The sequence below is a fragment of the Uliginosibacterium sangjuense genome (assembly GCF_059132465.1).
Genome location: NZ_CP101132.1, coordinates 2,782,966 through 2,804,600 on the forward strand (window position 1 = coordinate 2,782,966; position 21,635 = coordinate 2,804,600).

Annotated in this window: 21 protein-coding genes; 10 read left to right on the forward strand and 11 right to left on the reverse strand. The window is 65.3% G+C overall.

The features are described 5' to 3' along the window. Positions 1 to 99 precede the first annotated feature (99 nt). The gene (gene murJ / locus NMB43_RS12920) at positions 100 to 1,638 is read left to right on the forward strand and encodes a murein biosynthesis integral membrane protein MurJ (protein ID WP_494348575.1); all 1,539 of its coding nucleotides are present in this window, start codon (positions 100 to 102) and stop codon (positions 1,636 to 1,638) included. 43 nt (positions 1,639 to 1,681) lie between these two features. Here murJ and adk read toward each other — a convergent pair whose 3' ends face one another. From adk to NMB43_RS12950, 6 genes are read right to left on the reverse strand one after another with little or no spacing between them, the layout of a single operon-like run. Beyond that, positions 1,682 to 2,338, reverse strand: a complete 657-nt coding sequence (gene adk / locus NMB43_RS12925) for an adenylate kinase (protein ID WP_494348576.1) — start codon at positions 2,336 to 2,338, stop codon at positions 1,682 to 1,684. 56 nt (positions 2,339 to 2,394) lie between these two features. Then, entirely contained in the window at positions 2,395 to 3,180 is a 786-nt protein-coding gene (gene kdsB / locus NMB43_RS12930; protein ID WP_494348577.1) for a 3-deoxy-manno-octulosonate cytidylyltransferase, read from the reverse strand. A gap of 35 nt (positions 3,181 to 3,215) precedes the next feature. Continuing rightward, positions 3,216 to 3,398, reverse strand: a complete 183-nt coding sequence (locus NMB43_RS12935) for a Trm112 family protein (RefSeq protein ID WP_494348578.1) — start codon at positions 3,396 to 3,398, stop codon at positions 3,216 to 3,218. Beyond that, positions 3,379 to 4,395 (reverse strand): tetraacyldisaccharide 4'-kinase, encoded by a 1,017-nt coding sequence (lpxK, locus tag NMB43_RS12940; protein WP_494348579.1) that lies wholly within the window; start codon positions 4,393 to 4,395, stop codon positions 3,379 to 3,381. The genes NMB43_RS12935 and lpxK overlap by 20 nt, the downstream gene beginning before the upstream one ends. Positions 4,396 to 4,402: 7 nt before the next feature. Then, complete coding sequence (locus tag NMB43_RS12945) at positions 4,403 to 4,831, reverse strand: ExbD/TolR family protein (protein ID WP_494352145.1); 429 nt, start codon at positions 4,829 to 4,831, stop codon at positions 4,403 to 4,405. 15 nt (positions 4,832 to 4,846) lie between these two features. After that, the gene (locus NMB43_RS12950) at positions 4,847 to 5,464 is read right to left on the reverse strand and encodes a MotA/TolQ/ExbB proton channel family protein (protein ID WP_494348580.1); all 618 of its coding nucleotides are present in this window, start codon (positions 5,462 to 5,464) and stop codon (positions 4,847 to 4,849) included. Positions 5,465 to 5,818: 354 nt separating this feature from the next. On the opposite strand from NMB43_RS12950, the gene xseA reads away from it, so the two are divergent. The 3 genes from xseA to NMB43_RS12965 all read left to right on the forward strand — a co-directional run bounded on the left by xseA (position 5,819) and on the right by NMB43_RS12965 (position 10,078). Continuing rightward, positions 5,819 to 7,186 (forward strand): exodeoxyribonuclease VII large subunit, encoded by a 1,368-nt coding sequence (gene xseA / locus NMB43_RS12955; protein WP_494348581.1) that lies wholly within the window; start codon positions 5,819 to 5,821, stop codon positions 7,184 to 7,186. Positions 7,187 to 7,274: 88 nt separating this feature from the next. After that, complete coding sequence (locus NMB43_RS12960; protein WP_494348582.1) at positions 7,275 to 7,856, forward strand: superoxide dismutase; 582 nt, start codon at positions 7,275 to 7,277, stop codon at positions 7,854 to 7,856. A gap of 302 nt (positions 7,857 to 8,158) precedes the next feature. After that, positions 8,159 to 10,078 (forward strand): ABC transporter substrate-binding protein, encoded by a 1,920-nt coding sequence (locus NMB43_RS12965; RefSeq protein ID WP_494348583.1) that lies wholly within the window; start codon positions 8,159 to 8,161, stop codon positions 10,076 to 10,078. 48 nt (positions 10,079 to 10,126) lie between these two features. Here the strand turns inward: NMB43_RS12965 and NMB43_RS12970 are convergent, their stop codons facing one another. Beyond that, on the reverse strand, positions 10,127 to 11,359 hold the full coding sequence (locus NMB43_RS12970) for a class I SAM-dependent methyltransferase (RefSeq protein ID WP_494348584.1): 1,233 nt from the start codon (positions 11,357 to 11,359) through the stop codon (positions 10,127 to 10,129). Positions 11,360 to 11,591: 232 nt separating this feature from the next. Then, a complete protein-coding gene (locus NMB43_RS12975) occupies positions 11,592 to 12,974 on the reverse strand; it encodes an MATE family efflux transporter (RefSeq protein ID WP_494348585.1) in 1,383 nt (460 codons plus the stop codon). Positions 12,975 to 13,090: 116 nt separating this feature from the next. Here NMB43_RS12975 and NMB43_RS12980 point away from each other — a divergent pair, with 116 nt between their 5' ends. From NMB43_RS12980 to NMB43_RS12990, 3 genes are all read left to right on the forward strand, one after another. Beyond that, a complete protein-coding gene (locus NMB43_RS12980; protein ID WP_494348586.1) occupies positions 13,091 to 13,867 on the forward strand; it encodes an SDR family NAD(P)-dependent oxidoreductase in 777 nt (258 codons plus the stop codon). A gap of 136 nt (positions 13,868 to 14,003) precedes the next feature. Beyond that, the gene (locus NMB43_RS12985; RefSeq protein WP_494348587.1) at positions 14,004 to 14,885 is read left to right on the forward strand and encodes a GGDEF domain-containing protein; all 882 of its coding nucleotides are present in this window, start codon (positions 14,004 to 14,006) and stop codon (positions 14,883 to 14,885) included. Between the two features lie 236 nt (positions 14,886 to 15,121). After that, on the forward strand, positions 15,122 to 15,730 hold the full coding sequence (locus NMB43_RS12990; RefSeq protein ID WP_494348588.1) for a DUF3568 family protein: 609 nt from the start codon (positions 15,122 to 15,124) through the stop codon (positions 15,728 to 15,730). 19 nt (positions 15,731 to 15,749) lie between these two features. On the opposite strand, the gene queF is transcribed toward NMB43_RS12990, so the two are convergent. Both queF and NMB43_RS13000 read right to left on the reverse strand, forming a co-directional pair. After that, positions 15,750 to 16,595, reverse strand: coding sequence for an NADPH-dependent 7-cyano-7-deazaguanine reductase QueF (queF, locus tag NMB43_RS12995; RefSeq protein WP_494348589.1), 846 nt, complete (start codon positions 16,593 to 16,595; stop codon positions 15,750 to 15,752). Further along, on the reverse strand, positions 16,592 to 17,767 hold the full coding sequence (locus NMB43_RS13000) for a M14 family metallopeptidase (RefSeq protein ID WP_494348590.1): 1,176 nt from the start codon (positions 17,765 to 17,767) through the stop codon (positions 16,592 to 16,594). Before NMB43_RS13000 ends, queF begins: the two co-directional genes overlap by 4 nt. A 224-nt stretch (positions 17,768 to 17,991) precedes the next feature. Here NMB43_RS13000 and NMB43_RS13005 point away from each other — a divergent pair, with 224 nt between their 5' ends. Beyond that, positions 17,992 to 18,696 (forward strand): ParA family protein, encoded by a 705-nt coding sequence (locus tag NMB43_RS13005; protein ID WP_494348591.1) that lies wholly within the window; start codon positions 17,992 to 17,994, stop codon positions 18,694 to 18,696. 282 nt (positions 18,697 to 18,978) lie between these two features. Here NMB43_RS13005 and yaaA read toward each other — a convergent pair whose 3' ends face one another. After that, positions 18,979 to 19,758, reverse strand: a complete 780-nt coding sequence (gene yaaA, locus NMB43_RS13010; RefSeq protein WP_494348592.1) for a peroxide stress protein YaaA — start codon at positions 19,756 to 19,758, stop codon at positions 18,979 to 18,981. Positions 19,759 to 20,049: 291 nt separating this feature from the next. On the opposite strand from yaaA, the gene NMB43_RS13015 reads away from it, so the two are divergent. Continuing rightward, positions 20,050 to 20,865 carry a DUF2971 domain-containing protein gene (locus NMB43_RS13015; RefSeq protein WP_494348593.1) on the forward strand — a complete coding sequence of 272 codons (816 nt, stop codon included), beginning with the start codon at positions 20,050 to 20,052 and terminating at the stop codon, positions 20,863 to 20,865. A 144-nt stretch (positions 20,866 to 21,009) separates the two neighbouring features. Further along, on the forward strand, positions 21,010 to 21,591 hold the full coding sequence (locus tag NMB43_RS13020) for a DUF4256 domain-containing protein (RefSeq protein WP_494348594.1): 582 nt from the start codon (positions 21,010 to 21,012) through the stop codon (positions 21,589 to 21,591). Positions 21,592 to 21,635 lie beyond the last annotated feature (44 nt).

A 21,635-nucleotide genomic window follows, 5' to 3' on the forward strand; every position in this document is an offset into this window, starting at 1 on the left:
CCGCGATTTTACTTGTAGGCGCGCAAGGATGCAAGTGTTTTGGTTGCGCGGGCAGGAGACGACTGGCTATCATCCTCTGCCCCGCCACGCGAACCGTCCATGAACCTGCTCCACGCACTGGCCACTGTCAGCGGCCTCACCCTGCTGTCCCGCATCCTGGGGCTGGTTCGCGAGGTACTGATCGCCAACCTGTTCGGCGCGGGCATGCTGACCGATGCCTTCAACGTCGCGTTCCGCCTGCCCAACCTGTTGCGGCGCCTGTTCGCCGAGGGGGCGTTCTCGCAGGCCTTCGTACCAATCCTGTCGGAGTACCGCAAACAGCGCAGCGAGGACGAGACCCGCCTGCTGGTCAATCATGTGGCCAGCCTGCTGGGCCTGGTCGTGCTGATCGTGTCGATCCTGGGGGTATTGGGTGCGCCTTGGATCATCCACGCCACGGCAGGGGGCTTCGCGAGAAACCCGGAAAAGTTCGCGCTGACCGTCGAACTCACCCGCATCACCTTCCCCTACATCTTCTTCATGGCCCTGGTGGCCCTGTCGGCGGGCGTGCTGAATACCTGGAGCCGTTTTTCGATCCCGGCCTTCACGCCGGTGCTGCTGAACCTCAGCTTCATCGCCATGGCCTTGTTCGCCGCGCCCTACTTCGCACAGCCGATCGAGGCCCTGGCGTGGGGCGCCTTCATCGGCGGGGTGCTGCAGGTCGGCCTGCAGGTGCCGGCGCTGATGAAGATCGGCATGCTGCCGCGCTTCTCGCTTTCCACCGCCGATCCCGGCGTGCTGCGCATACTCAAATTGATGGGGCCGGCCACGATCGGCGTGTCGGTCGCGCAGATCAGTCTACTGATCAACACGGCGTTTGCCTCCTGGCTGCCGACAGGTAGCGTGTCCTGGCTCAACTACGCCGATCGCCTGATGGAGTTCCCGCTGGGCATCCTCGGGGCGGCGCTGGGGACCATCCTGCTGCCCAGCCTGTCGAAGATGAAAGCGGCCAACGATGCCGATGGCTTCTCGGCCACGCTGGACTGGGGCATGCGCGTGGCGCTGCTGCTGACGGTGCCGGCCGCCGTGGGCATGATGCTGCTGGCCGTGCCGCTGGCGGCCACGCTGTTCCAGCACGGCGCCTTCACCGCGGCGGACACTTTGCAGACGCGCCAGGCACTGCTGACCTATAGCGTGGGCCTGTGCGGCCTGATTTTGGTGAAGATCCTGGCACCGGCCTTTTATTCAAGGCAAGACATCCGCACGCCGCTGAAGTACGCCCTGATCTCCCTGGCCGCCACCCAGCTCATGAATGTGCTCTTCGTGCTGTACGGTCCGCTCAAGCACGCCGGGCTGGCGCTTTCGATCAGCCTCGCCGCCACGCTGAATGCCGCCTTGCTCTATCGCGGCTTGCGTCGGGTCGGTGCCTATTCGCCGCAAGCCGGATGGCTGAGCTTCTGCGGCAAGCTACTGCTCGCCGTCACGCTGATGGGTGTGAGCTTGTGGTTTGCGATGGGCGAGCAAGCCGCGTGGCTCGAACAAGGCACGTTGTGGCGCATTCTGCGTCTGACCCTGGTGATGGTCGCAGGCGGTGGCGTGTATTTCCTGACGCTCTTCCTGCTCGGTTTCCGCCTGCGCGACTTCCGCCGCCGCGCATGAAAAACGGGGCCGCAGCCCCGTTCCCCGGCCCGGTATTGCGAGCTCAGCCTTTTAGCGCAGCGAAAGCCTTGGCGGTGATCTGGTCGACCGGTCCCGTACCGGCGATCTTGGCGTAGCGCGGTGCGGCCTTGTCGCCGGTGGCCGCCCACTGGCTGTAGTACGCCACCAGCGGTTTGGTTTGCGAGTGATAGACGTCCAGGCGCTTCTTGACGACCTCTTCCTTGTCGTCCTCGCGCTGGATCAAGTCTTCACCGGTCTCGTCGTCCTTGCCGGCCACCTTGGGTGGGTTGAACTTGACGTGATAGGTGCGGCCCGAAGCGACGTGCACGCGGCGGCCGCTCATGCGCTCGACGATCTCGGCGTCGGGCACATCGATCTCCAGCACCACGTCCAGCGCCACGCCGGAATCCTTCAGCGCATCAGCCTGCGGAATGGTGCGCGGGAAACCGTCGAACATGTAGCCTTTGGCGCAGTCGGGCTGTGCCAGGCGTTCCTTGACGAGACCGATGATGATGTCGTCCGACACCAGTTGGCCGGCATCCATCACGGCCTTGGCGGCCAGGCCCAGCGGGGTGCCCGCCTTAACTGCGGCACGCAGCATGTCGCCGGTGGAAATCTGCGGAATGCCATATTTCTCCGCGATGAACTTGGCCTGCGTACCCTTGCCGGCGCCCGGCGGTCCCAACAAAATCAGACGCATCTCAACCCCTCCGTTGTGCGATGTCTTGGTTGCGGAGCCTGCAGGCTCCGGTTTGCTCAAAGCTGCTCGAAAATGGCCCGCACGCGGGCCAGGTCTTCCGGTGTATCCACGCCGCCAGGTGGCGCCGCGTCCAGCACATCCAGGCGGATGGCATAGCCGTGCCACAGCGCCCGCAACTGCTCCAGCATCTCGATACCCTCCCAGGGTGAAGGCGCCAGCTTTGCGTAGGCCCGCAGGAAGCCGACGCGGTAGGCGTACAGCCCCACATGACGTAGGGGCTGCAAACCCGCTGGCAGCGGAAGGCCTGGTTGGACAAGGCCCGCGGCGGTCGCATCGCGCGGAAACGGCAGCGGTGCGCGCGAAAAATACACCGCGCGGCCTTTCAGATCGCTTACGACCTTCACCACTGCCGGATTCAGGAAGTCTTCGGCGCTGTGGATCGCATGGGCGGCGGTGGCGATGGCCGCCTCGGCGTCGTCCGCCAGCACCGCGGCCACGCGCGCGATGATGGCCGGGTCGATCAGCGGCTCGTCGCCCTGCACGTTGACGACGATCTCTTCATCGCTCCAGCCCAGGGTGTCGACCACCTCGCCCAGGCGGTCGGTGCCGCTGGGGTGATCCGGGCGAGTCAGGATCACTTGCCCGCCCGCAGCGCGCACCGCGTCCGCCACGCCTTCATGGTCGGTCGCCACCCACACCTCGCTGGCGCCGGACTGCTGCGCGCGCTCCATGACACGGACCACCATCGGGCGGCCGCAGATGTCGGCCAGGGGCTTGGCGGGCAGACGGGAGGACGCATAACGCGCCGGCACGACGACCTTGAAGGGGACGCTTGCAATCATGGGCAGACGGAAAGGAAAAGGGAGATTGCCGGCGCTCAGCGCTCGGCTTCTTCGGCGCTCAGTTCGCGCGCCTCATCGACGAGCATGACGGGGATGCCGTCACGCACCGGGTAGGCCAGGCGGTCGGGCCGGCACACCAGCTCCTGCTCGGCCTTGCGATAACGCAGCGGCCCCTTGCACAGAGGGCAGACGAGGATTTCAAGCAGCTTGGCGTCCATGCAGGCGTTCCAGTATCGGCGTCAGCGCGGTTTCCGGAATCTCGGCGCTGACCGGCAGCACCCAGGTTTCAGCGGGTGCGAAGGGGAGGCATTTTATCCCATCCTTTTCCGTCATCAGCAGCGCGTCGCAGGTATCCAGCGCCAGATCGGCCGGCGTGAAGGTGTGATGGTCCGGGAACGGCACGGCCTCGGCCAGTTCCAGACCCTGCCCACGCAGGGTCTCGAAGAAGCGTTCGGGCCGTCCGATACCGGCCACCGCACGCAAGCGCAGGCCACGGAACGTGGCCACGGCCCGTCGCTCGTCCGGCGCCTGCAAGCGATAGCACTCACCGGGCTGCAACTGCATGGCAAAAACCGGACAGGGCGCGATGGCCGCGCGCAGGGCAGACGACAGCTCGCCGTGCGCCAGCACCAGATCGGCCCGGGCCGCCCGCCCGAGGGGCTCGCGCAAGGGCCCGGCCGGCAAGGGCAGACGATTGCCCAGCACCGCCTCGTCGATCACCACCACCTCGGCCACACGCTGCAAACGGTAATGCTGCAGCCCATCGTCGGTGAGCAGCACATTTACCTCGGGATGTGCCGCCAGCAAAGCCTGGCCGGCCGCCACGCGGTCCCGCCCGACGCATACCGGCAACCCGCTGCGGCGCGCCATCAGGGCCGGTTCGTCACCAACCAGGGCCGGATCACTGTCCGCCCGGACCAGTTGTGTCCCGGTGACCTGCCCGCCGTAGCCGCGCGACAGGATGCCTGGTCGCCAGCCTGCACGCTGCAAGGCGGCGGCCAGCCACAGGGTTGCCGGCGTCTTGCCGCTGCCCCCTGCCGCCAGGTTGCCAACGACGACGACCGGTACCGGCAAGGCGTGACTGCGCAGCCAGCCCCAGCGATAAGCCAGACGGCGACACAGGACGATCAGGGAGAAAAGACCGGCCAGCGGCAGCCAGGCCAGGGCGACCGGGCCGCGGGCCGACCACCAGCGCGGTGCGCGCAGACCGGCCATGTATGGATTACTTGGTGCCGCGCCCCGCCTGGGTGGCGAAGGAGATGGAGGCCAGCCCGGCGCGCTGCGCCGCCTGCATGACGTCTACCACGCTCTGGTGGGTGGCCTTGGCGTCGGCGCTGATCACCACCACCGGTACTTGTGCGCCGGGTGGCGCGGCACGGCGCAGGGCGTCAGCGATCGCCGCCACATCGGCCGAGCCGACGGCGACGCGATTGACCGAGACTTCACCACGCGCATTGACCGCGACGTCGATCTCGGCCGGCACTTCCTTGCCCGGCGGCACGTCGGAGGTGGGCAGATTGATCTCCAGGCCGGAGAACTTGGAGTAGGTCGTGGTCAGCATCAGGAAGATGATGATGACCAGCAGAACGTCGATGAGCGGGATCAGGTTGATCTCCAGCTCTTCCTTGCCACGCCCGCGACGGAAATCCATGGCCATGGCCACTCCTTACTTGACGCGGCGTTCGCCGTGGATGACTTCGACCAGCTTGACCGCCTGCTGCTCCATGTCCACCACCAGGCTGTCGACCAGGGCACGGTAGTGACGGTGGGCGATCAGCGAGGGGATGGCGATCAGCAGGCCGAAGCCGGTGTTATAGAGCGCGACCGAGATGCCATGGGCCAGCGCGGTCGGATCGGCGCCGCCGGTGGCCGGGTTGTTGGCGCCGAACAGCTCGATCATGCCGACCACGGTGCCGAACAGCCCCATCAGCGGCGTCACGGTGGCGATGGTGCCCAGCGTGGTGAGGTACTTCTCCAGATCGTGCGCGACCGCGCCGCCAGCCTCCTCGATCGACTCCTTCATGACCTCGCGCGGCGACTTGGCATGGCTCAGGCCCGCCGCCAGCACACGCCCCAGCGGGGAATGATTGGCGACCTTCTTGATGAATTCGTCGCTGATGGCGTTCTGGCGCAGTTCGGCCACCAGGCGCTCGAGCAGGCCGTCAGGCACGATCTGTTTGCGGCGCAGCGAAATGGCGCGCTCGACGATCAGGGCCACCGCGATCACGGAAGCGAACAACAGCGGGATGATGGGCCAGCCTGCAGCGCGGATGATGTCCAGCACAGCCATACTCCAGAGGGTGGAAACAAGCGCGTGACTTTATCCTTTGATGGCGGCGAGGGGCAAGTTTGCGCGGCCGGGCGGCACGCATAAGGGACTACCCTTAGCCTCAGAAACACTGTTTATAGTAATCCACAGAATCTGTGGACAACTTTGTGGGTAGGCTGCCCCGGCCGACGCTAAGTTGGCTTCCCACAAGGCTTTTCATTAGTGTGGTCAAAAATGACGCTACGGTTACTTTCTTTATAAATCAATGACTTAACAATCCATTTCCGTGTCAAGCCCCAGCAAGCAAGGGAAAACCCGCCTCCTGCACCCCACCGGACCACGGATGTGGATTCACATAAAATCAATGCCATGGAATCAACGCGAAATCTGGTGAACCCTGACGGTGCGCACGTGCTGCCGGTGTCGGAATTAGTCCGACAGGCGCGGCGTCTGCTCGAACAGGGCCTCCCCCTGTGCTGGGTCGGCGGTGAAGTGTCCAACCTGACGCGCGCCGTCTCGGGTCATCTCTACTTCAGCCTCAAGGACGACAATGGGCAGTTGCGCTGCACCATGTGGCGCAACCGCGCGCAGTTGTTGCCCTTCCAGCTCAGCGAGGGCATGCGGGTGGAGGTGCGGGCGCAGATGACGGTCTACGAGGCGCGCGGCGACCTGCAACTGGCGGTCGAGCACATCCGCCGGGCCGGCCAGGGCAACCTGTTCGAGGCCTTGCTGCGACTCAAAGCGGCGCTCGAAGCCGAGGGCCTGTTCGACCCCGCGCGGCGCCGCCCGCTGCCGGCCCTGCCGCGGCGCATCGGTATCGTGACCTCCCCCAACGCGGCCGCGCTGCAGGATGTGCTGGCCGCCCTGCGGCGACGCGCCCCCAGCCTGCAAACGATCCTCTACCCCACGCCGGTCCAGGGAAGCGCCGCCGGCGCCCAGATTGCGGCGGCGATCGACCTCGCCAGCCGACGTATTGCGGCGGATGGCATCGAAGCCCTGTTGCTGTGTCGTGGCGGCGGTAGCCTGGAGGATTTATGGGCCTTCAATGACGAGGCCGTGGTGCGGGCGATCCGCCGCAGCCGCATTCCGGTCGTGAGCGGCGTGGGCCATGAGACCGACACCTGCTTATGCGACTACGCGGCCGACCTGCGCGCCGCCACCCCGACGGCGGCAGCTGAAGCCCTCAGCGCCGGCTACCTGGCGCTGGCCGAGCGCCTGCCACATGTCGCCCGGCGACTGAACCAGGCCATGCAGACCCGTCTGTATCGCAGCCAGCAGCGCCTGGACCTCGCCGAGCGTGGCCTGCGCCACCCGCGCCAGCAACTGGATGTGATCGGCCATCGCCTGAATCAGCTCTCGCTGCGTCTGCGCCATGCCGGCGCGCGCTTGCTCCAGACCCAACTCAATCGCCTGACCCGCTGTGAACGCAGCCTGGCACTGCAGGCGCCTGACCTGGGCCGCCCCGCGGCCCGGCTCGCCGAGCTGCAGCAAAGGCTGCAGCAAGCCGCGGCACGTGGGCTGCAACAGCAGCACCATCAACTGGACCGGCTGAGTGCGGGATTGGCCGCCCTCAACCCCGCCGCGGTGATGCAACGCGGCTATGCAATCGTGCGGGACCCGCAGGGACGCATCCTGCGCGATGCCGCCGGCCTGGTACGCGGCGACCGGCTCGCCATCAGCTTTGAACAAGGTGGCGCCAGCGCAGAGGTGCTCGAGACTTATAGCCAACGGCAATAAGGCCAAGAGCCCACGGCAATTGTCACGGCCTTTCTTTCCCGACTAAACTTGTCGGGTTTTCCACAACAACCTATCCGGAGAGCACAACATGGAACACGTACTGCCCCCCCTGCCTTACGCCAAGACCGCTCTGGCCCCGCACCTGTCGGAAGAAACCTTCGACTACCACTACAGCAAGCACCATCAGGCCTACGTCACCAACCTGAACAACCTGATCAAGGGCACCGAGTTCGAGAACGCCAGCCTGGAAGACATCATCAAGAAGTCCTCCGGCGGCATCTACAACAACTCGGCCCAGGTGTGGAACCACACCTTCTTCTGGAACTGCATGAAGCCGGCCGGCGGCGGCGCCCCCACCGGCGCCCTGGCGGATGCCATCAACGCCAAGTGGGGCAGCTTCGATGCCTTCAAGGAAGCCTTCACCAAGAGCGCCGTCGGCAACTTCGGTTCCGGCTGGACCTGGCTGGTGAAGAAGGCTGACGGTTCCGTCGACATCGTCAACACCGGCCCGGCCGGCACGCCGCTGACCACCGCCGACAAGGCCCTGCTGACGATCGACGTGTGGGAGCACGCCTACTACATCGACTACCGCAATGCCCGTCCGAAGTTCGTCGAGGTGTTCCTGAACAACCTCGCCAACTGGGATTTCGCGGCGGCCAACTTCGCCTGAGCGCGCCTCGGCGTCCCCTCAAAAACCCGGCCCCGGCCGGGTTTTTTTATGCGCAAAGCGTTTTCCAGAATGCGCCTCCAGCCTCGGCCTGTGCCACGTCAAAACCTTCAGGGCGGATTTATGGGGGAATGGAATAAGTGGAATCCCTGTCTTGTTTTCAGGGCGTCCGGAGCGTTATCTCATGGGCCCCGTCTTATGGGTTGACAGCAAAGGTTAAACGTTTTACCTTGTTTTTGTCGCGCAATGTAGTTTGGCCGGCTCGCCAGCCAGGTTGCAAAGGCGCTGTTTTGAGGAGACGACACATGAAGTTGCACCCTGCCGTCATGCGCGGCATTCCGCTTGCCGTCGCGCTGGCAACATCGCTTGCCCTGCCGCAAGCACACGCCTTTACGCAGTCACCCATGCTGGACAAGCTGGTTCAGGAAAAGAAGCTGGCTCCGGTCGACCAGCGCCTGCCCGAGAAGCCCGAGGTGGTGAAGCCCATCGAGCGGGTGGGCGTCTACGGCGGCACCCTGCGCACCGCCATGCGCTCCAACAACGACCACAACGCGATCCTGCGCCTGGTGGGCAACCAGAGCCTGACGCGCTGGTCGCATGACTTCAACGGCGTGGTGCCGAACCTGGCCGAGCGCTGGGACATCAGCCCCGACGGTTCGGAATTCACCTTCCACCTGCGCAAGGGCGCCAAGTGGTCCGACGGCAGCCCGTTCACGGCCGACGACATCCTGTTCAACATGAATGACATGGTCGGCAACAAGCAGTTCTTCTCCAACCCGCCGGCCCAGTTCGTGGTCAGCGACAAGCTGGCGGAAGTCACCAAGGTCAATGACTACGCCGTCAAGTTCAAGTTTGCCGGCCCCTACCTGTCTTTCCTGGAGCAACTGGCCACGCCGGTCGCCCAGCACCCGACGCTGTACCAGAAGAAGTACTGCTCGCAGTTCCACCCCAAGTACAACCCGAAGGTGAATGACCTGCTGGCCAAGGAGAATGCCAAGGACTGGGCAGCGCTGATGCGCATCAAGTGCGGCGACATCGAGATCCCGACGCGCTGGGGCAACCCCGAGAAGCCGGTGATGGACCCGTGGGTCATCAAGGAGCCCTACAGCGGTTCGTCCACCAAGGTGGTGCTGGAGCGCAACCCGTACTTCTGGCAGGTCGACACCAAGGGCCAGCAACTGCCCTATGTTGACCGCGTGCAGTTCCAGATCATCTCGGAAGTCGAGACCATCGTGCTGGCTGCCATCAATGGCCAGCTCGACTACCAGCACCGCCACATCTTCGCGGTGCAGAACCGTCCGGTGCTGTCCGAGAACGCAGCCAAGGGCGGCTACAAGGTCATGAGCTTCCAGGGTCTGCTGGCCAACTCGATCGGCATCTGGTTCAACCACACGACCAAGAACGAGAAGCTGAAGAAGCTGATCCGCAACAAGGACTTCCGCGTCGCCCTGTCGCTCGCCACCGACCGCAAGGAGATCAACGACATCGTCTACCTGGGCCAGGCCACGCCGTGGCAACTGGGCGCGATGAAGGGCTCCAAGTGGTACAACGAGAAGCTGTCGACCCAGTACCTGAACCTCGATCTCAAGCAGTCCAACGAGATCCTGGACAAGCTGGGCCTGTCCAAGCGTGACGGCGAAGGCTATCGCCTGTATCCGGAAGGCGGCCGCGTGAGCCTCAATGCGATCACCGCGATCCAGCTGACCCAGCAGGTCGAGACCCTGGAACTGATGCGCAAGCAATGGCAGAAGATCGGTATCGAACTGGTGATCCAGGCTTCCGAGCGCTCGCTGTTCTATGACCGCGCCAACGCCAACGACTACGACATCTCGGTCGACGTGATGGCCGGCACCATGGATGCGCCCTTCAACCCGCGCGCCTACGTCGCGGTGCACCCGCTGGAGTCGCGCATGAGCCTGTTGTGGACCAAGTGGTATCTGTCCAACGGCAAGCAAGGCGAAGAGCCCAGCCCGAGCATGAGGAAGCGCCTGAGCCTGTACGAGCAATGGCAGACCGCCAAGACTCCGGCTGAAGCCGACAACGCCTTCAAGGCGCTGCTGCAGGAAGCGGCCGACGAGTTCGAGGTGTTCGGCGCGGTGCGCCCGCCCAACGACACGGCGATCCGCAAGAACAACCTGATCAACGTGTTCGAGCGCATGCCGGCAAGCTGGACCTACCCAACCCCGGGCCCGTCCATGCCGCAACAATGGTTCTTCGCGAAGTAAGCGCGTACTGAACCAGACAGACAACCCCGCTGCGGCGGGGTTGTTCTTTTATGCGCCGCGATAGATGTAGTCGCGCGTCAAAGGCAAGGGCCAGGCCTCACCCTCCGCCTTGATCGACACGATCTGGTGCAGGGCAATCCAGTTCTGGCGGAAGGCATGGGCGCAGCCCGCCAGGTAGATGCGCCACACGCGGACGCGCTGCTCGCCCACCTCAGTGCGCAGGAAGTCGGCCTCCTGCTCGAAACGCGTACTCCACTCATCCAGCGTCCGCGCGTAGTGAAGCCTCAGGTTCTCGACATCGGTGGCTTCCAGCCCGGCCGCGCTCATCTCCTGCAACAGGAAGCCCACATGGGGCAGCTCGCCATTGGGGAACACATAGCGGTCGATGAAGCGTCCCCCGCCGAAGGGCGTCTCGCGCGATTCAGGATCGGTCGAGGTGATGCCATGGTTCATCGCCATGCCATCGTCGGCCAACAGCGCATGGATACGCCGGAAATAGCCGCGCAGGTTGGCCAGGCCCACATGTTCGAACATGCCGACGCTGGTGATGCGGTCGAAGCGCCCCTCCACATCCCGATAATCCTGCAGGCGGATGTCGACCTGCCCCGCCACGCCAGCCTCTTCCACGCGCTGCCGCGCCAGCTCGCACTGCCGCTGCGACAGGGTGACGCCGACGCAACGGGCGCCGAAGTGCTGCGCCGCGCGGATGACCAGCGCGCCCCAGCCGCAGCCAATGTCCAGCAAGCTCTGCCCGGGCTGCAGGCGGATCTTGGTGAGGATGTGGTCGATCTTCTGTAACTGGGCCTGCTCCAGCGAATCGTCGGCGTCGCGGAAGTAGGCGCAGGAATAGACCATGCGCGGGTCCAGCCAACGGGCATAGAAGGCATTCGAGACATCGTAGTGATGCTCGATGGAGCGTGCATCCAGCGCCTTCGAATGGCGGCGGCGGCTGGACGCGATACGCGTGTCAGCGGTCGAGAAGCGCGCCACCAGCGCCGTCACCACCTCGATCACATCGCGCAGCCGGCCCTCGATGTCGAGTGCGCCCTCGACATAGGCTTCGCCCAGGCTGTCCAGCGAGGGTTTGAGCAGGCGCACCAGGGCATGCGGCGAGCGCAACCACAGACAGACCTTGGGCATGGGTCCGAACTCGAAACGGCTGCCGTTCCACAGCTCGATGGCCAGGGGAATGTTCAGGGAGTCCTGCCAGGAGGACAGGCGGGATTCGGCGCGACGCGCCAGAAAGGGGCTCGGCAACGCCCCGGCGACCAATTGAAGCATGTGGCCTCCACACGATCAGAGCCGTGCTGCGCCCTCGCCCCCGGCGCCACATCCTGCGGCCAACGGGGTGGCGCGGCGCCTCTTGTATTCCGGGCTCATGCCGCGCGGACTGGACGCCAACAAACTCAGGACACACAGTCAGACTCTCGCGCTACCGTGGTATGGCAGCACTCTGAGGCTAGTTCACCGTTTCGATGCCCTCAATTAGCTTCACTGCATGGACGCCATTGCTTCAATCAATGGTGCCGCGCTGGCGCAGGATGCGTCGCCGCGTGGCGCGCGCATGTGGCACCCAGCCCAGCCAGTACCAGCGCGCCGCCATCGCCAGGCCACGCCCCCACTCATCAGCGGTGTAACCGATCCACACCCCGACCAGCCCCATGCCCAGGTGCACGCCCAGCAGCCAGGCCAAGCCGGCACCAAAGACGAACACCACCACCGCGCTGACCTTGACCGGGAAACGCACATCGCCTGCCGCGCGCAGCCCGCTGGTGATGATCAGGTTGAAAGTGCGCCCGGGCTCCAGCACCAGTTCCACCCACATCACCGCGGCCACCAGAGCAAGCACCTGCGGGTCCTGGGTGGCCCGCGCGATCAACAGCGGCGTCAGGGCAAAACTCGCCAGCGTGCACACCACCGTGACGACCATGGCCCAGGCCATCGCCTGCCAGATCACGCGCCGCGTACGCCGTAGCTCGCCCGCGCCGACGCGATGCCCCACCACGATCTCGGTGCCGAAGCTAACCGAATTGGAGAACAGCGTGACCAGCGCGACCGACTGCCACACATAGGCATGCGTCGCCAGCTCGGCCTGGCCCATGCCGGCCACCATCGCGACCGTCATGATGAAAGCGACCCGGTAGGCCACCTTTTCGCCGGCCCCCGGCAGACCGATATGCAGGATGCTGCGCAGCGGCGCACGCGCCGCCAGCAGCCAGTCGCGCCCCCGCAGCCACACACCCAGACGCGCGCCCCACATGCGCCACAGCAGCGCCAGCGCGAATGCGCGCGAGACAACCATGGCCCAGCCCAGGCCGGCCAGCCCGAACCCCTCCCAGCCGCCAAGGCCGAACATCAGCGGGAAGCTCAGCGCCACCTGCACCAGGTTCATCAGCAGCACCACCTGCATGGCCTCGCGGGTGAAGGTGCTGGCCCGCAGGATCGCGATCATCGTCATCGCCACCGCATCGCCGGCCAGCGCCAGCGCCAGTACCTGCAGATAGGGTTCGCCCACGGGCCACAACTGCGCTGGCAGGTTCAGCACCGACAGAATGGCCGCCGCCCCCAGCCCCACCAGCAGCAGGGTCGCCAGCCCCACCCACACCGAGGCGGCCAGGCCGCTGCGCGCCACCGCCCGCGCCCCAGCCGGATCGCCCGCGCCCTGGTACTGGGTCACCACCACGCTTGTCCCGATGCTGGCGACGCGGAAGATGATCTGCATCGCGCCCACCACCTGGTTGGCCAGGCCATAGGTGGCCACCGCGCCATCCGACACGCGCGCGGCCATCCACAGGCCGAACAAACCCATGGCGACCATCAGCGCGTTCTCGATGAAGATAGGCCAGGTGATGGCGAACAGGCGCAGGCGCGCCGGCGCGGAAGTAGTGGGATGCATGGCCCCGGTGTCAGCCAGATCAAACGCGTGGGAGGCTTGGGATTGTACGCTATAGTTGTCAGACAAAATCAGGTCCGCATCGGGCGGGCCGACCACATCACACGGAATCCAGCGTCATGTTCGACGACCTCAAAGGCAAGCGCGTCCTCATCACCGGTTCAACCATGGGCATCGGCCTCGCCGCGGCCCAGGCCTTCGCCCGCCTGGGCGCCCACGTCGGGCTGAACGGCCGCCGCCCGCCCGCCGACCTGCCCGCCCTGCTCGGCAGCCTGCGCCAGCATGGCGGCGAGGCCGAGTTCTTCGCCGCGGACCTCTCCGATAGCGCCGCCTGCGACAAGCTGGTGGCTGATTTCGTCGCCCGCTTCGGCGGCCTCGACGTGCTGATCAACAACGCCGGCGGCCTGGTCGGGCGCAAGCCCCTGGGCGAGATCGACGACGCCTTCTTCGACGCGGTGAGCGACCTCAACATGCGCTCGGCCCTGATGTGCACGCGCGCCGCCCTGCCCCACCTGAAAGCCTCCGCCCAGGCCAGCGGCGAGACCAGCGCGGTGATCAGCGTCGGCTCCATCGCCGGGCACACCGGGGGCGGCCCCGGCGCCTCGCTGTACGGCGCGGCCAAGGCCTGGCTCCACAACATCCACAAGAACTGGGTGGACTACCACACCGCCGACGGCATCCGCTTCAACATCGTCTCGCCGGGCGTCTTCGACACCGCGTTCCATGCTGACAAGACGCAGGAGGTGCGCGAGCGCATCTGCGCCGGCATCCCGATGGGGCGCTTTGGCCAGGGGCCGGACATTGCCCCGGCCTTCCTGTTCTTCGCCTCGCATGCGTGCAGCGGCTACATCACCGGGCAAATCCTCGACGTCAACGGCGGTCAGCACAAGCACTGAGGCGCCACCGTCCGTCATCCCCGGGATGCCTCGGCGCGAGGCTCCATATGCGACGCGCATGTGTCTGGCCTAGCATGCCGGACGGCGGAAACGAGCAGTTGAAAAGGCAGACAGGACGGAGATGACGGCAGGCTTGGTGCGAGGTATTCGGCGCTGGTACCAGGGCAACCGCGAACGGGCGCTCGACCTGGCCCTGCTCGCCTGCGTGTGCGTGATCGCCTGGCTGTGGCTGTTCGCGCTGGATGCCCCCGGCGCGCGCTGGCTGTTGCCCTCGGCCACGCGGCCGGAGCTGCGCGACCGCCTGTGGCTGGAGTTCCTGCTCCTGTTCCTGGCGATCTTCACCTGGCGCCGCTGGCGCGAGATCGACTTCCTGCTGCAGGAGGCGGAGACCGACGAGCTGACCGGGCTGTCCAACCGCCGCAAGATCGAGCGCGTGCTGGCGCGCGAATTCGACCGCGCGATGCGCTACGCCCGTCCGCTGTCCATCGTCATGATCGACGTGGACCACTTCAAGCGGGTCAACGACAGCTACGGTCACGGCGTCGGCGACGTGGTGCTGATGTCCATTGCCCGCCGTATCCGCAAGCGGCTGCGCGTCTCGGACCACGTCGGCCGCTGGGGCGGCGAGGAGTTCATCCTGATCTGCCCGGAGACCGATACCACCGACGCCATGCTGGTGGCCGATCGCATCCGCCGCACCATCAAGCAGAAGCCCATCCGCACGGCCGGCACCATGACCGCCAGCTTCGGTGTGGCCACCTACAACGGCCAGGGCGACTACGAAGTCCTGATCGCCGAAGCCGACAAGTACCTATACGCCGCCAAGGAGCAGGGACGCGACCGCATCATCAGCAAGTTCGTCCTGATGGCCCAGGCCCAGTTGCGCAAGGAAGGCCGCCTCGACGAGATCGCGCGTGCCGAACCCGAACCGGCCGCCCCGGCCGACACGCTGTCCACCATCATGAGCACCATCGTCCAGCCCTTGCGTCGCGCACGGCGCCGCCCCGGCGACCGCTGAGGCCCGCCGTCGACTGCCCAATGCCGCCGCAGGAGTGACGAATTTCGGCAGTTCACGGCCGGCACACCGGGCGCGACCGCGCCGTCTTTCACCACCCGGCACCGCCGACAATCCGCTCGCACCGCTCGACTACTCATTCGTCGGCGCGCACCCGTAGTGCCGGAATCTGGCACGCAGGCTGCCTGTGGACCCGTATCCCTCCCGCGCGGAGGCCCGTTTCGCCAGGTGGCCGCATCATGCAGAACTCCCTCCACAGCCGCTCACCCTCCCGCCTTCCGCTGGGCCGGACGCTCTCGTACGCCGGGCTGTGCCTGCTGATGGTGGGTGGCCTCAACGGTTGCGCCGCCCTGGCAGTCAGCCTGGCCGGTGCCGGCGCCGGCGCCACCCTGTCGCACAACATGAGCGGCACCGCCTCGCGCACGTTTGCCGACAACCTGGAGAGAGTGGATAGCGCTTCGCGCATCGCGGTGCGCAAGCTGCAACTTGAAGTGGATCGTGTGGCGACGACCGAAAAAGGCCAGATCACCCACGCCAAGGTCAGCAATCTGGATGTGGAACTGGAGCTGGAACAGCTCTCGACCACCATGACGCGCGTCACCGTGGTGGCCCGCAAGGATGTGTTTCGCGTCGACGCCGCCACCGCGCAGGAGATCATGGCGCAGATCGACCGCGCGCTGAACGGCATCCAGCAGGCCGAACTGGCCGCCGCCGAAGCCGAGCGCGACCGCCTCGAAAAAGCCAAGTTCTACACCCAGCCGCCCACCGTGCAGACCCCGTCGGGCCGCAAGGGCAGCACCCGCCCCGCCACGACCACCACGCCCCAGGCGCGCAAGAACGCGATCTGAGCCGCCTCACCCCAACCCGCTACTGCCTCACTTCATCCAGCGCCGGCATCTCACCGCCCGCGAAAGACGCGCGGTACGGGTTGATGTCCAGCCCGCCACGCCGCGTGTAGCGTGCCCACACCTCCAGCTTCGCCGGTGCGCAGCGCTGCGTGATGTCGGTGAAGATGCGTTCCACGCATTGCTCGTGGAATTCGTTGTGCTCGCGGAACGAGACGATGTAGCGCAGCAAGCCCTCGTGTGCGATGGCTGCGCCGCTGTAGCGGATCGCCACCATGCCCCAGTCAGGCTGGCCCGTGACCAGGCAGTTCGACTTGAGCAGGTGCGAGTACAGCAGCGCGTCCTCCACCGGATGGCTGGCATCGGCCTGCAGCAGTTCGGGCGCGGGCTGGTAGCGGTCAATGACGATGTCCTGCTCGTCGAGACACACACCCCCCGGCACGCCGAGACGGCGATGCGTGTCTTCGTCGATGGCGCGCAGGCGCACGCTCACCTCGCCACCGGCGGCCTGCGACAGGTCGCGCGCGATGAGGCCCTCCACCGCTTGCAGACTGTCGCAGCGCGTCTGGTTGAAGCTGTTGAGGTAGAGCTTCAGCGACTTGGATTCGATCAGGTTCGGCGTGGCCGCCGCCACCCGGAACTCGCCCAGCGCCACCACCGGCTTGCCCTTGGGATTGAGCCAGGAGAGTTCGTAGGCATTCCACAGGTCGTAGCCGTGGAAGGGCAGCGCGGCCGGATCGACGCCGATCTCGCGCCGCTTGCCCTCGCGCGGAATCGGGAACAGCAGCTCCGGCGCATAGTCGCTGCGATAGGCGACCGCCTTGCCCAGCAGCGAGCCCTCCGGGGCGTTGTGGCTGGCGCCGCTCATGCCTGCCCCCGTCGCCCCAGCGCGCGCAGATGGGTCAGGATCGGTTGCAGCAGCGCCGCGCCCATTCGCTGGCTGCGCGCGCCGTTCCAGCCGGTGCGCCGGTCCGGCGCGTTGGCGTTGTCCTTGAACGGCATCTCCAGGGTCAGCGCCACGCACTTGAAGGTGTGCGCGGTCCACTTCGAACCCAGGGTCAGCAGCTCCTCGTCGAAGCGGTTGTCGGCATAGCCGTGCTCGGTCTGGAAGTCCGGGCTGGCGAGCTTGAGCCCTTCGAGGAAGGCCGCCTGCAGCGCCAGGTTGCGCTCGCCATAACCGGGCACCATGTGGCTGCCGTCGATGAACACGTAGGGCAAGGTCTCGTCGCCGTGCAGGTCGAGGAACAGATCCACCCCGCTGTCATGCATGGCCTGCTGCACGTGCCAGATCTCGGGGCTGCGATCGAGCGAGGGGTTCAGCCACTCGCGGTTGAGGTTGGCGCCGGCCGCGTTGGCGCGCAGGTTGCCCAGCGCCGCGCCGTCCGGGTTGAGGTTGGGCACCACGTAGACCACCGCACGCTGCAGGATTTCGCGCGCGCTTGCGTCCGCCGCATCGAGCAAGCGATCCAGCAGCCCCTCGGCACACCACTCGGCCATGCTCTCGCCGGGGTGCTGGCGCGCCACGATCCACACGCGGCGCTTGCTGAATTCCGGTTCGCCCACGCGCACCAGGTCAAGGTCGCGCCCCTGCACGCTGCTGCCAAAGCGCAGCACCTGCACGCCCGGCGCGGTATTGCAGCGGGCCATCAGATCCTGGTGGCGCTCATGCGAATAGGGTTCGAAGTAGGCCAGCCAGACCTGCTCGCGCTGCGGCGTGAACTCGATGATGAGCTGCTGGCCGTCATAGCGCGTATTGGGCACGCGCAGCCAGTTCTTGCGGTCGTAACTCGCCGCACACTGGTAGCCCAGCCAGCCATCGGCGTAACTGCACATGCCCGCGTTGTCGATGATCAGGCGCAGCGGCACGCCCTGCGCGTTGGACACACGGAAATGGAACCACTGGAAAAACTCGGCATTGCTGTCGGGCCGGATGCGCAGGCGGATGGTATGCACCGCTTCCGGCGCCCCCTCCACGATCGGGTCATGCGAGAGGAACTGGATGTTGCCGCTGTCGAACTGGCTGCTGATGGAAATATCCATGGGCTGCTGGGTATAAACCACAAGAACGTAACGAAGACGCGATAGTAGCCCGGATGACGCGCTGCGGAATCCGGGGAAGCGCCCATCCGTCAGCCACCGCACCGCCAGCCCCAGACACCGCTGAGGCGGAATTGGCAGGCTTCCCCGCCTCACTTCCGGCGTCGAGCTTGCGGGGCCTCTGGCATGCTTCTACGGTGAAAAGGTATGCAGCAGGAGGAAGCACCATGTCCAGCATCATCAGCATCATTGGCGCCAAGGGTGGCACCGGCAAGACCACCCTCACGCACATGCTCTGCTACGGCCTCGGCCTGATCGGCGAACGCACCGTCTGCGTGATGACCGACATCGGCCGCGAACCGCCGCCCCCCGGCAGCCTGCCCTATGTGTTCGCCGACGGCCGCGACGCCACTGCGCGCGAAAAGATCATCGCCACGCTGCGGGGCCGCGAAGGCTGGATCGGCGTATTCGACGGCGGCGCCAACAGCATGCGCACCGACGACATGCTCTACCACGCCTCCGACCTCGTGCTGGTGCCCTTCCGCGATTCGCAGGAAGACCTGCGCGTCGCCCTGCGCGACCTCGAACGCCTGCCCAAGGCCCTGGCCCTGCCCTCGCAATGGCCCACCAACCGCTGGCAGTTCCAGACCTCGCAACGCCTGCTGGAAAGCATCCCGCCGCACCTGCAGAACCGCGTGCTGGCGCCGGTGTTCAACCTGTCCTCGTCCAAGCTGCTGCTGCAATCGCCGCTGCCCGAGAGCTTCCCCACCCCGGTCAACAACGCCTGCCGCGCCATCGCCCGCTACACCCTGCGCGTGCTGGAACATGGCTACGACAGCCTGAGCCAGAGCGAAACCGCGCTGGCCGCGTCGCGCCGCGTACAACGCCTGCTGAGCGAACCCCAGCCAGCGCCCGCCTACCAGCCGGCCTGAGGCCCATTACCCTGGAGATGGCCGGGAAAGACGCTGCATGCGTGCCCCCGATCGGGTCGAGGGCAGGCTCTGCGCAGGCATGACGGTAGGTGGTGAGGCGGGCGGAGGAGCCCCTCTCCCCCACCCCTCTCCCCGCCGGGGCGAGGGGATCAAACGTACGCCCGGCCCCGTCGTCCCTGCGCAGGCAGGGAACCAGCAACTTTCTTTGGAACAGTGATAAACGCCGACGTCCCGCCTACACGGGAATGAGCGCACGGCAAGCCACGAAACGAAGCCGCAGCCTCAGACCACGCGCCGCCGGAACACCCAGGTATCGCCCTCGCTCGCCTCAGGCGCAAAGGCATAGCCGTCGAGATCGAAGCCCTTCAATTGCTCGGCCTGCTCGACCCGCTGCGTGATCGCGTAGCGGCACATCAGGCCCCGCGCGCGCTTGGCAAAGAAGCTGATGATCTTGTAGCCGCCGCCCTTCCAGTCCTGGAACACCGGCGTCACGATGCGAGTCTTCACCTGCTTGGTCCGCACCGACTTGAAGTACTCCTCCGAGGCCAGGTTCACCAGCACCGCCTCGCCACCGCTCTTCTTCATATCGGCATTCAGGCTGTCGGTGATCGTATCGCCCCAGAAGGCATACAGATCCTTGCCGGCCGGCGTCGCCAGCCGCGTGCCCATCTCAAGCCGATAGGCCTGCATCAGGTCCAGCGGACGCAGCACGCCATACAGGCCGGACAGGATGCGCAGCCGATCCTGGGCCCAGGCGATGTCCGCCTCGTCCAGCGTGCGCGCACCCAGGCCGTCATAGACATCGCCATTGAACGCGAACACCGCCGGGCGCGCATTCCTCGCCGTGAATGGGCGCCGCCATTCCGCGTAGCGCGTGAAGTTCAGCACCGCCAAGGGATCGCTGAGGTCCATCAACTGCGCGATCTGCGCCGGACTGAGGTCGCGCAGCACGCCAATCAAGGCTTCGGAACGGTCGAGGAAACGCGGCTGGGTGTGGCGCGGCTTGAAAGGCAAAGGGCTCTCGTAGTCCAACGCCTTGGCGGGGGAAATGGTCAACAGCATGGTCTTGTTGGAGGTCTGTCAGGGGGATGCGCCATGATAGCGACAGCCACCCTGGACGCGCAGCACCCTGCTGGCTATCGTGGCCTTAGCGGGGGGCTATGCTGATGATTGCGTGGACAAGCGGACGAATGAATTTTCTGGCGGTTACATTTCGGACTAAGACATCGGTATTTCCATCGCGACACATGAATGTGCAACGAGTGCCCAAGCGTTGAAAACCACTGCACATCGGGTGCCGCATACTTAACATCTGCCCTCTCTATCTAAAGCTAAAAATAGGCTCCGCACGTAATGACCAGTCCAACCCGTCTCTACAAATACGAGCCTTTCTCAACTCAAGCACTCGAGAACCTCAAGAACCAGTCGCTGTACTTCGGCTCCCCCGCAAACTTCAATGACCCCTACGATTGCGCTGTTTTTCCCAGCGTAAAAGAGCCTACAGACGAGGATGTGGCAGTTATCAGGAGGCACTATCTGGGGACAAACAATACCCCACCCCAAATTAAGGCTCAGCTTCAACAACTCGACGACACCGCGCTGCGATCATTGCTTCTCAAGCAAGGCCAGCACGTTCTAGATGACGCCATTGCTGCGTTCCTGTCGAAGCGTGGTGTCACCTGCTTCTCTGAACGCAATGACAATCTACTAATGTGGGGCCACTATGGCGGGCGTTTTAAGGGATTCTGTCTTGAATTCCGCACATCCTGCGATCCCCTTACCAAGGCAAGAAAGGTCAGATATGCAGCAGAGATGCCAAAGATCGACCTCCTGCCACTCTTGTGCGATGGACTCGACGGAGACGCGATCCTCGATCTTTACTGCACAAAGGCGCTGGATTGGCATTACGAACACGAATGGCGCTGTCTCCATAACAAGGCCGGAACGGTCTACACCTACCCTCCTGAAGCGCTTAGCGGAGTCTTCATGGGCCCAGACGCCGGCTTTGCCTCGTTCGAAATCATTGCCCTGATCATTGCCAGCCAAAACCCTGGGGTACAGTTGTGGCAAGGAAAACGTAGCAAATCCAAGTTCTCGGTGGTTTTCGAGCCAGTCACATACACTCCGCACGTAGAGGCCAAACGCCTTGGTCTCATTACTGACGCCTAATTGGAGAGTGTCCTAGGAAATCACGCCGGCGGCGCTGATCAACACAATTGCCCACCCCGACCCGGCCGCGGCCAAGCGCGCTTTCGACGCGATGATGAACATGGGCAAGATCGACATTGCCGTTATCGAGGCGGCGCTGCGCGGTTGATTGCCAATAAGCCTGAAAGCACCGTGATGACCATGAACACACAGGAATGCAAAGCACTGCTCCAGGTGCTGGAAGCCCGCTTCGGCAAGAACATGCACCGCCACGCTGGCATCGCGTGGGCCGAGCTGCGGGCAAGGCTGGAAGGAAACCTCGCTGTGCTGAGATCGTTGCGCGACATGGAGGCCACGGGTGGTGAGCCGGATGTGATCGGCCGCGACGAGGCGTCCGGCCAGTTCATCTTCGTGGATTGCTCGCCGGAAAGCCCCAGTGGGCGCAGAAGCCTCTGCTACGACGCGGAGGCGCTGGCGTCGCGGAAAGAGAACCGGCCCGAGGGCAGTGCCGCCGACATGGCGGCCGGGATGGGCGTCGAGCTGCTGAACGAAGCGCAATACCGGGCGCTGCAGGAGCTGGAGGCGTTCGACACCAAGACCTCCAGTTGGATAGCAACACCTTCTGATGTGAGGGCGCTCGGTGGCGCGCTCTTCTGCGACCGGCGCTATGGCAAGGTATTCACCTACCATAACGGCGCGCAGTCGTACTACGCCGCGCGCGGCTTCCGTGGCTCGCTGCGGGTGTGAGCGCCGGCCCACGCGCGCGATGCTCAAGGGCGGCGTTTCTGGCT

Coding starts and splice junctions, on each gene's coding strand:
- adk (WP_494348576.1), bottom strand. CDS start 2,338: ATGCGTCTGATTTTGTTGGGACCGCCGGGCGCCGGCAAGGGTACGCAG.
- NMB43_RS13015 (WP_494348593.1), top strand. CDS start 20,050: ATGACCAGTCCAACCCGTCTCTACAAATACGAGCCTTTCTCAACTCAA.
- NMB43_RS12980 (WP_494348586.1), top strand. CDS start 13,091: ATGTTCGACGACCTCAAAGGCAAGCGCGTCCTCATCACCGGTTCAACC.
- lpxK (WP_494348579.1), bottom strand. CDS start 4,395: ATGGCCGGTCTGCGCGCACCGCGCTGGTGGTCGGCCCGCGGCCCGGTC.
- NMB43_RS12935 (WP_494348578.1), bottom strand. CDS start 3,398: ATGGACGCCAAGCTGCTTGAAATCCTCGTCTGCCCTCTGTGCAAGGGG.
- yaaA (WP_494348592.1), bottom strand. CDS start 19,758: ATGCTGTTGACCATTTCCCCCGCCAAGGCGTTGGACTACGAGAGCCCT.
- NMB43_RS12970 (WP_494348584.1), bottom strand. CDS start 11,359: ATGCTTCAATTGGTCGCCGGGGCGTTGCCGAGCCCCTTTCTGGCGCGT.
- murJ (WP_494348575.1), top strand. CDS start 100: ATGAACCTGCTCCACGCACTGGCCACTGTCAGCGGCCTCACCCTGCTG.
- NMB43_RS12960 (WP_494348582.1), top strand. CDS start 7,275: ATGGAACACGTACTGCCCCCCCTGCCTTACGCCAAGACCGCTCTGGCC.
- NMB43_RS13005 (WP_494348591.1), top strand. CDS start 17,992: ATGTCCAGCATCATCAGCATCATTGGCGCCAAGGGTGGCACCGGCAAG.
- xseA (WP_494348581.1), top strand. CDS start 5,819: ATGGAATCAACGCGAAATCTGGTGAACCCTGACGGTGCGCACGTGCTG.
- NMB43_RS12965 (WP_494348583.1), top strand. CDS start 8,159: ATGAAGTTGCACCCTGCCGTCATGCGCGGCATTCCGCTTGCCGTCGCG.
- NMB43_RS12975 (WP_494348585.1), bottom strand. CDS start 12,974: ATGCATCCCACTACTTCCGCGCCGGCGCGCCTGCGCCTGTTCGCCATC.
- kdsB (WP_494348577.1), bottom strand. CDS start 3,180: ATGATTGCAAGCGTCCCCTTCAAGGTCGTCGTGCCGGCGCGTTATGCG.
- NMB43_RS12990 (WP_494348588.1), top strand. CDS start 15,122: ATGCAGAACTCCCTCCACAGCCGCTCACCCTCCCGCCTTCCGCTGGGC.
- NMB43_RS12945 (WP_494352145.1), bottom strand. CDS start 4,831: ATGGATTTCCGTCGCGGGCGTGGCAAGGAAGAGCTGGAGATCAACCTG.
- queF (WP_494348589.1), bottom strand. CDS start 16,595: ATGAGCGGCGCCAGCCACAACGCCCCGGAGGGCTCGCTGCTGGGCAAG.
- NMB43_RS13000 (WP_494348590.1), bottom strand. CDS start 17,767: ATGGATATTTCCATCAGCAGCCAGTTCGACAGCGGCAACATCCAGTTC.